Below are 10263 nucleotides of genomic sequence, written 5' to 3' on the forward strand. Positions count from 1 at the left end.
TGACAAACAATATGAAGCATTGCAAGAGCAATATGAATTGCAACAAGAGCAAAGAGATATTGAAATTCAAATAAGAGAAGAATTAATTAATCAACAAAAGCTTAATGGACATTATTGGAGATTGGTAGATCAATCAATAAAAGATGGTCCGACAGCTATTGAAAATATATTAACTAATACTAATGACTATTTACAAATGGATCCATTAGCCAAGAGTACAAAATTAGATGAGTGGAAAAATCAGTTAACTATATTGATGAATGCATATAATGAGGGTTTAAAAACTATAAAAGACAGTGTAGTTGAAGCTATACTTGCCGGACTTAAGGGAATAACAATTGGCGGTGGTAATGGTAACAATAGTGGTGATCGTGATGGCGGTAGTAGTGGTAATGAAAAAACCCCTGAAGAAAATCTCCAAAGAACTTATCAATTAATTGTAAAAGCAAGTAACCCTAAATCATTAACAAAAAGTGAAATTTCAGAATTGCAAACTTTATTGAATAAAAATCCACTTTTAAAAACAAAATTGGATATTGATGGAAGTTTTGGGCCACTTACCCGTGCTGCTACTGAACTTTGGTGGAACCAATATTTAGAAAAAGCGCGTTATCGAAGTTCAAATACCAATTGGCTAGCTCAACAAATGGGTTTCTCAAAAGGAGGTCTTGTTGACTATACTGGACCAGCACAAGTTCATGGATCAAAAACCAACCCTGAGGCATTCCTCAATTCAGATCAAACAAGAATTTTCGCTGGTTTAAGAGATTTCTTAGAACACTCAATGAATTATGGTTTTGGTGGTCAAACATCTAATAATGAATCAATAACTGTTGGAGATATTACAGTAAATCTAGCAAATAGAGTAAACTCATCTGAGATAGAAATTGGTAAGCTAGTGCGTAAAGAAATAATGGATGCTCTTAAGAATAGATCAACAATATCTATTCCTAAGGCGAGATAAAGGAGGATAAATAAATGATTAGTAATTTAGATTATACAGCAGACACAGACTATGAATTTATTGGATTTATTTTTGACAACAGGCATTGCAGTGAGTTCAAACTCACTGTAGTGTCGCCTTCGGGCATGAATTCTCAATCACTGTTCGCTGATTTTGAAGACAAAATTGTTGAAGTTAGTGGTAAAGATGGTGCTTATTATTTTGGAACAAAAATAAAAACAAAACCAATTTCAATTTCTTTGGCATTTGATAATTTAACTAGTGCAGATAAAAGAGCAATAATTACTTGGCTAACTCCCAACAATGTTGCAAAAATTATTTTTGATGAGGCGCCATATAAATACTATTGGGTAAAAGTCGCTAGACCTCCAATATTTTCATTTGTTCCTTTTGAAGAAGATATAACAAATGGAAAGCAACATATATTTAAAGGAACACTAACTATTGACTTCATTGCTGTTGACCCTTATGGTTATTCTGACTATGCTTTAACTAGTGAAGTTCCTATATTTAGTGGAAACATATCAAATTGGGCAACAAACAAACCCTATAATAGCACAAATATTCCTGGTTGGTTGGGAGAAAGTGGATTACATAGTGCGGCACCTGGAGCATCAGACCCCAACTATCCTCTTCCTACTCCAAAACCAAATAGTTCTACTGGCTATACTTCTGCTACTGGAATATTAACTCCAAATTTCTATAATGGTGGCGATGCCGCAGACCCAATCTATTTTAAATTTACTGTAGGAGTTTTTGATATTGATGCAGATCCAATACAGTTTAAAAATACTACGCAAGATCCTGATGAAGTTTTTGAATTGAAATCATTAAATAACTTAACTGCTCTTTCAGAGCAAACAGCAGGAACTTGGACAATTACTTGTGATCCATCCAAATGTTTGGTTAGTGCAATAGCAAATAGTGGAACAACCATATATAATTTAGGTTCGTTGCATAATGGAACATTTTTGAAAGCATACCCTGGGAACAACACTTTAACTATAAATAAAACTATTACCAATTTAACCTTAAAATATAAATACAAATACTGGTAAGGAGGTGTTATCATGCCAGACAATATTTTCAATTACGAACTATCACTTTGGGAGCATAATGACACTTTCTTAGGTTTGCTTCATGGGCAAGAACAATTTGATGGGCAAGCATATAATGTAAAATTAAAAAGAAAAGTAAATGGAACTCAAGAATTAAATTTTGATATTCCACTATATATTTACAGCGTGACTGAAGGTGATTTTGTTGAAAATCACCTTTGGTCTCAAATAATTAATGAAAAAAAGATTAGATTAATAAAAAATAAAAAAGAAGAAAATGAAAAAATTTATGATTTTGTTATCAAAAATTTTATTGAAAATAGAGAAGAAGATGCTATTATTGCTTCTGTTGTTTGTGAAAGTTTTTTTGTTTATGAATTAAATAAGTTGGGATATAGAGCTACATTTAACCAAGATTTTCTTTTTTCTAAATATCCTGATGATACATATAACCTTGAATTTTGGGTAAATTTAGTTTTACCTTTCACTAGAAATGATAGTAGTGGTGGTTGGCAAGCAACAGTTCCAACTCTTTATGAAGATACTCAAATTATTGATTATGAGTTAAACGATGAGGTTTGGGAAGCAGTAGAAACTAGTACTCCAATTGAAAAAGTAAGAATAATTAATATTGAAAAAAGTAATGTTTTTAATATAATTCAAGAGCTTGCTGAAAAATTTCAAGTTTGGCCAATTTTCACTTATACCTATGATGATTTTTATCAAGTAACAGGTAAAAATATAAGCTTTGTTGAAGAAGTAGTAGAAGAATCAGATTATCACTTTTCTTATGGTTTGAATTTAAATAAAGTTAAAAGAGAAATAGATACTAATGAAATTGTTAGTAAAATGTATGTTTCTAGAATTGAAAGTGAATATGAAGATGATGGTTTTATAAATATTGATGATGCAAAACCTAATTTTATGATGGAAAATTTTCTTTATAATTTTGACTATTATGAAGAAATTGGACTTTTTTCAGAAACTCAAAAAAATAACTTAGAAATCTTAAAAGCAAATTTAAGAGCTTATAATTTAGAATTGAGAAGTAAACAAGCTGAACTAATAAATATTAAAACTTTAGAGTCAGATTTAATTGGAGAAATTGATTTTTTAACTTTTCAAAAAATTGGCGCAACTGAAACTAAAAATGATTATATAAATAGACAATCAGAAATGTCAACCTCTTTAAAAAATACAACAGCTTTTTATAAAACACCTTTTAAAAATTCTAATAATAGGTGGGAAATTGATTTATCTTATGCTCAAGGAATAATTAGTGGAAGTTTTAGTAATTTTAGAAACGCAGCGGGAAATTCTTTTTTACCTACTTTTTATTATGAATATAAAGATAAATACGACCCAAAAACAATTACTGGGATATCTTTTTTAACTAATCCCGGAACTATTTCTTTTGAATTTAATTACAATCCTTATAATTATTATACAAAATTAATAGCTTGGCAAACAGGAATTATAAATCAAACTACTGAATTGCTATCTTTAAAAGAAAATGAATTAGGCACTTTAAAAGGCTCAATCAGTACTTTAGAAAGTGATATTGAAACCATTAAAAATAATAAAAATTCAATAATTGATACTTTTGAATCAGCAAATTCTACAATTATTAAAGAAGGAGAATGGCAAAATACAGACTATGAGGTAATTACTAATTCTATCTCAAATGAAGATGTGAGTATAACATACACTCCAACTTCTGGAAATTACTACTATACAATTAGTAATATTAATGAAATTGATATTGACTCAATAGAAGTTTGGGCAACAGACAATTTTACTGGATATTGTTATTCAAGATATTTAGATTATGATATTGCTTTTGGAACTCGTTCTGGAACTAATGCTTTATTATTGAAAATAGTTTCAGGTGGTCAATTAGAAACAGGTTCGCACCCAAACATTTATATGAAATATAAATTAAAAGGGGAAAATTCTTTTTACAATGATAGTAAAACTTTAATTTATGGTTCTTGTATAGAGTGGACAGAAAGAAAATTCTCTTTTACAGACCAGAATTTATTGCCCTTATCTTTAGAAATTTTTAGTGAATATGATTCAGAAGAGTCTGAAAATAATGTTTTGTTAATAGAAGGAGTTGACTTTAATGTTTCTACTTCTTATAACTCAACAACAGCTCAAGTTGTCACCACAATTACTTTAAAAACTACAAATAATGCTCAACATTTTTCTACCTACCCATTAGTACGATATGAAAAAAACGACTCTATAAATAGATACTACTATGACGCAGTTGAAGTTTTGGAAAGATCTGCTTGGCCAAAAGTAAGTTATGAAATAGACGTTATTGATTTGTCCTCTCTTGTTGGTTTTGAAAGCTTTATTCCAAAAGAAGGTCAAAAAGTTTTCATTACGGATAGGCCTTTAAAAATTGTTAATATGTCTGGTTTTATTTCTGAGATTGAAGAAGACCTAGATAGCTCAAAAGACAATAAAATTACTATTAGCAATTACAAGGAAAGATTTGAAGATTTATTTCAAAGAATTGTCGCTTCTACTCAAAGTGTTCAAAGAAGAGAAAATAGTTTTGACATCGCCGCCGAAGCACTAACTCCTACAAAAACTATTAATAGTGACTTTTTTCAAAATACTCTCAATCAAAACTATATAACTATAGGAACTAGTTTAAGAAACTCAGTTCTTTGGAATGAAAATGGGATTAGTGTAACCGATTTATCTGGAATCTCCCCAGTCTCTGGAATGGTAAGGATAAATGGTAAAGGTGTTTTTCTTTCTAATAGTATGAATGGTAGTGTTAGAGAATGGACTACTGGAATAACCGCTGAAGGAATAAATGCCTCTGCAATGACACTTGGAAGATTGGATGTTAAAAAAGTAAATATTTGGAACTCTAATCAAATTCGTTTTAGTTGGATTGCTGAAGGATTGTTTGCTTATGGGGTTGATGACACAGGAGCAACAGATTTTGATACTTATGTTCGTTATAATGACCAAGGGCTTATTTTTAAAAGAAGTTCTAGCTCTAATCCAGAACTTGCACTTACTTGGGAAGGATTGGATATTCAAGGACAAGACGGTTCTATTAAACTTACTTCAGATTATGGTTTACAAGTATTTGATAATTCTTCACAAGAAAGAATACAAATTGGTAAACTATCAACTACTGATACTTATGGTATGCGTTTGAGAGACAAAGATGACGCAATAACCTTAGAAACAGACAGTGACGGTAAACTCTGGTTAAAAGACAAATTAACTATTGGAACCTCAACTTCTACAGTTGGCCTTTATGGAGGAGGCACTACTGGAACAGACATAGCAATATGGGCAGGAAATACAGCTTCTACATCTGCTCCTTTTAAAGTAAACTATGATGGAGACTTAGTTGCTACAAGTGCTACAATAGAGGGAAACATTACTGCTGAGGATGGCTCAATAGGTGGTTGGGAAATTTCAACCGATGGGCTAAGCAATGGAACAACAAATGAAACTGCAAAGGGTATGTTAAGTGGAGACACAATTGCTTTTTATGCTGGTCATTTGACTCCTTCAAGTGCTCCTTTTAAAGTGACACAATCAGGAGTTTTAAATGCTACTGGAGCAACAATTAGTGGGACAATTAATGCAACAGCGGGCAATTTTCTTAATACAATCACTATTGGTAGTCATGCTACAAAATTAAATATTAGTGGGACAAGCAGTACAACAACAACTGCTATTTATTCCACTGGAGCTGCTTTTGGAACTAGTGGAATATGGCTTGATGCTTCTGGAAGATTTAGTTTAGGAAGTGGTTTAACCTACAGTGGAGGAAATTTAGGAATCACTGGAACAATCGTTGGTTCGGAATTTAAAACAGCGACTAATACTGGAGATGGTTCAACAGCAGGTGTAATTATTGATGCTACTTCGGCAAGATTTTTTAACAATTCAAGCGATGTGCCAGTAACAACTATTTCTACTTCAGATGGGACTCTTTCAGGAACTAATGTTAATTTGAGTGGAACTATTTCATCCACTGTTTTTCAAAGTGGAGTCACTGGTTGGCAAATTAACAGTAATGGCAATGCTGAATTTGAAAACATTACCGCTCGTGGTTCATTAAAATCTACAGTCTTTGTTTATGATGAGGTTAATGCGCAGGGTGGCACTCTAATGGTTGCTGAATCAGGTGTTTTACTTGAGGATGTAACTAAAGCAGATGAAGCCACTGATTTAGTTTTCAAAATTAAAAACACTTATTTAAACCAACCTTATTTATTTGAAGTTGGCGACACTTTGAAAATTCAAACATATATTAGTGCGACACAACAAATAATATTGTGGTTGAAAGTGATGAATCAGAACAGTAACACTGGTGAATTTTCTGAATATACTGCAAATATTTTGAGTAGCACGCCAACAACCTCCTTCAATATTCCTGCCGGAACAGCGATCATTAACTATGGCACAGATGGAAGTGGGCACATAATTTTAAAAGGCGATGACTTGACTTATGGCCCTTATCTTGATATAATAGTAAATGAGGGTTCTAATATTCATTTGCCAACCACTCAGGAAGTAAAAACTAGAGTTGGTAATTTAAGTGGTATTACAGACAGCTTGTTTGGAGGCCAATTAGAGGGATATGGTTTATATTCTCAAAATGCTTATCTAACTGGCTCTTTAGTGCTACCAAATGCGGGTATTACCAATGATAATTCTGCGGTACTTGAAAAAGACAATATTAGAATTTGGGCGGGAGCAAACTATCTTAATAGAAACGATGCTCCTCTTAGGATTTATCAAGATGGCAGAATGATTTTTAAAGATAGTTTGGGGAACAATGTTTTAGAACTTAACCCAGAAACTGGTTTTACTCTTGGTCCAAATCAAGTAATTACTTGGAGCAATATTAGTGATCCCCCAACTATTCCAGACAGTTATGAAGTAATCATTACTGGAAACCACATTTTTCCTGGAGAAACCGAAACTACATTGTCTGTAAAAATTTATAAAAATGGAGAAGATATTACTTCTAGTATAGATGGAACATCTTTAACTTGGAAAATAAATGAAACAACAATAGTTTCTACAGACCCAACTAATAAAACATTAACTATTACAGAAGATAATATACATCAAGTGGGCAATATTTCTTGCTCATATGCTTGGTAGTAAAAGGAGGAAAATATGGCTATGGCAACAGGGCAAATTACAATTATAGACCTTAACGATGCTGTTAATTTACAGGGGTATTTATCAAGTACGCAACCAAAAATACAGTTTTTAAATACCACTGGAACAACATATAACCCAAACTGGGTTTCAACTAATAACACAATTCAAGCTGAATTATACAAAATGGGAGAAGCAAATAATATTATCACTGCTTCACAAGTAAAAACAATTAAATGGTTTAAAAATGATATTGAAATTACTGTTAGTGGTGGTGGAATTACTTTAAACCCCTCTGGAACTGGCAATGGGTTGAATACATCAATTACAATTACTCAAAACATTTTAACTGCTCTTAACCCAGCAATTAAGTTTACTTGTCAAATTACATATTCACCAAGCGCAGCGTTTGATCTTACACCTATTAAAATCACTCTCGACATTGATTTTGGTTTAACTAGGCAGGGTGAAGCTGGTGCAGACGCACAAATAATCACTTTAAGCTCTACTGGACAGGTTTTTAAAGTCCCAGAATCGGGAAGCATTACTCCTTCAACAATTACAGTTACGGGTTCTGCCCAAAATACCTCAATTAGTCTTTGGCAATATAGTGTGAATGGAGGCTCTTTTAGTACAACTGTTCCCTCTGGAGTCAGTAGGACTGGGAACACCATAACAATAACTGGAAGCACCATGACTGCAAACACAATTGCAGTAAAAATGGGAAATGGCTCTGGAGTTGAAGACGTTTTATCTATTGCCAAATTGGTAGATGGCGCATCAGCTCCAGTCGCAGTTTTAAGCAATGAATCTCATAGTTTTTTAGCTAATGTGAGTGGGTCAGTTTCTCCCACCACTGTAGAAATTGATGTTTATGGTTACTTAGGTTCTACTCAAGTTGCAACTACTTTAGGCGCAGCGACAGGTTTACCAACAGGAATGACCGCTACTATTTCAGGCTCAGGGACTACTAGTGCAAAATACACCATTACTGTTGCCTCTGCATCAACTTTTGGTGGGGTTAATTCTGGAACAGTCACTTTGCCAATCACGGTTAATGGACAAACATTTAATAAAGTTTTTTCATGGGCTAAAAGTTTAACAGGTGCAACTGGTGCATCTGGTGCGACTGCAAAAACAATCTCTTTAAATGGTCCGCAGGTTTTTAGTTATAATACTTCAGGCACTTTAATTGGTCCTTCTTCAATAACATTGTCTGTTTCAAAGCAAAATGTTTCATCTGCTTCTTATACTTGGACTTATGGAGTTGATGGAGCTAGTCCTACAACATCTTTAACAGCATCCGCTGGTGCAGTTGTTTTTGGAACTGATAGTGTTCAAATTTATCCTACTGCCAGTATTTGGGGAACAGGCAAATCATTAACTATCAAAGCAGTTTCTTCTGAAGGAGCGTCAATCCTTGATACTTTTACAATTTTTAAGGTGCGAGATGGTGCAAAAGGAGATACTGGCGAGGAAGGATTAGATGCCCTAACCCTCATTCTCTCCAATACTAATCACACTGTTCCAGTTGACGAAAATGGAAATGTAACTTACACAGGCTCAGGTACAACAATTAGACTTTTTGAAGGAGCAAATGAATTAACTTACCAAACTGGAACCACTAATGGAACATGGTCTGCTACAAGAGCGGTTACTAGTGGCACTCTGACTGCTGGAGTAATTTCAGACTCAGGCACTTATGCTACAGTAGCAAATCATAGTTCAATGAATACTGATTCTGCTGTGATTACATACACAATTACAGGTAAGCGCGCGACCGGAGAAATAATTTCTTTAACGGCTACACAAGCACTTTCTAAAGCAAAATCAGGTATTTCAGCAGTAACTCCATCAGTCTGGACACCAGATGGTACAGTATTTAAAAATGCTAATGCAACAGATGAAATCACTTTGCAAATGGATCTATACAAACTAGGTTCAGTTCTCTCTAGTGGAGTTACTTATCAATGGTACAAAGGTCCTGCTTCAACAGCAATTAGTGGCGCAACAAGTAAAACTTATGATGTTGTAGCCTCTTCTGTTGATAGTATGGAGGTTTTTAAGTGTATTGCTACATACAATGGTAATCAGTATTCTGATACAATTACCATTATAGATATTACTGATCCATATCAAGTAGAAGTTTATTCCTCAAATGGAAATATTTTTAAAAACGCGGTTGGAAACACAACTTTAACAGCAATTGTCCGTAGAAATGGAGTCGTTGTCGATCCATCAGGCGCAACCCTACAATATGCTTGGCATAAAAATGATAAAGACGGTAACCCAGAAGAAATTGTGGGAAAAGAAACAGCCCTTGCTGGAATTACTTTTACTCAAAGTGTAGCTGGAACAACAGGAACTATTTCGGGAACAAATGCCAACTTCACAATTGGTAAGTTTTATGTTTTTGGAAGTGAAATTTACGCAAGAAGAGTTATTGGAATTAATGGAACGACAGTTACTTTAGACGAAGCGACAACTATTGCTTTAGGAAGTAGCTTATCAATCTACCCAATTACAAGTAATAAAGAAATTTCAGTTGACTCTACTGATATTGATGAAAAAGCAACTTACTTTGTAGATGTGGGTGAATAGGGGGTGAGTAATTAATGGCAAGAGGACAAATAACAATAACTGAAGTCCAAGATGGCGCCGCAGGAACAAATGGAACAGATGGTAAAACATATATCGGTGTGATTAATGGTGGAGTGCGCTCTATTACTTTTGATGCCAATGGAAGTAATCCTACTCCAACACAAAGTGCATTTAGTTGTCAATTATATCAAGATGGTAGTTTGGTTACTCCGGAAACTTATGCTTGGTCTGCAAGTGGTCATTTGAGTGGAACTTCTAGTAATCCAACATTTACTCCAACTTGTTCTGGGACATTTGATGCTTCTAATAATGACACTGTTTCATTGTCTTTAACTTATAGTGGACAAACTATAAAAATGACTATCCCAATTGCGGCAACAAAAATTGGGAATACTGGTGCCGCTGGAGTAGATGCCAATTTACTTCCTTGGATTTCAGCTTGGAATAATGATGCACCAGCTGTAAATAATATTGGAAACAATT

The 10263-nt window shown here is 33.7% G+C and carries 5 protein-coding genes; all 5 read left to right on the forward strand.

Going from position 1 to position 10263, the window contains the following annotated elements; all coding sequences use genetic code 11:
• A partial coding sequence (locus M0R38_12140; protein MCK9482482.1) for a hypothetical protein occupies nt 1-964 on the forward strand: 964 nt, incomplete at its 5' end.
• Nucleotides 965-978: 14 nt separating this feature from the next.
• Nucleotides 979-2022 (forward strand): phage tail family protein, encoded by a 1044-nt coding sequence (locus M0R38_12145; protein MCK9482483.1) that lies wholly within the window; start codon nt 979-981, stop codon nt 2020-2022.
• Between the two features lie 12 nt (nt 2023-2034).
• Nucleotides 2035-7179: a hypothetical protein gene (locus M0R38_12150; protein ID MCK9482484.1), complete on the forward strand. Its 5145-nt coding sequence runs from the start codon at nt 2035-2037 to the stop codon at nt 7177-7179.
• Nucleotides 7180-7194: 15 nt separating this feature from the next.
• Nucleotides 7195-9780, forward strand: coding sequence for a hypothetical protein (locus M0R38_12155; GenBank protein MCK9482485.1), 2586 nt, complete (start codon nt 7195-7197; stop codon nt 9778-9780).
• 14 nt (nt 9781-9794) lie between these two features.
• The coding region (locus M0R38_12160; protein ID MCK9482486.1) for a hypothetical protein at nt 9795-10263 on the forward strand (469 nt) is incomplete at its 3' end.

The organism is Bacteroidia bacterium (assembly GCA_023228875.1).
Lineage (GTDB): Bacteria > Bacteroidota > Bacteroidia > NS11-12g > UBA955 > JALOAG01.

Excerpts from the sequence above, each read along its gene's own strand:
- M0R38_12145 (MCK9482483.1), top strand. The coding sequence starts at position 979 with ATGATTAGTAATTTAGATTATACAGCAGACACAGACTATGAATTTATT.
- M0R38_12150 (MCK9482484.1), top strand. The coding sequence starts at position 2,035 with ATGCCAGACAATATTTTCAATTACGAACTATCACTTTGGGAGCATAAT.
- M0R38_12155 (MCK9482485.1), top strand. The coding sequence starts at position 7,195 with ATGGCTATGGCAACAGGGCAAATTACAATTATAGACCTTAACGATGCT.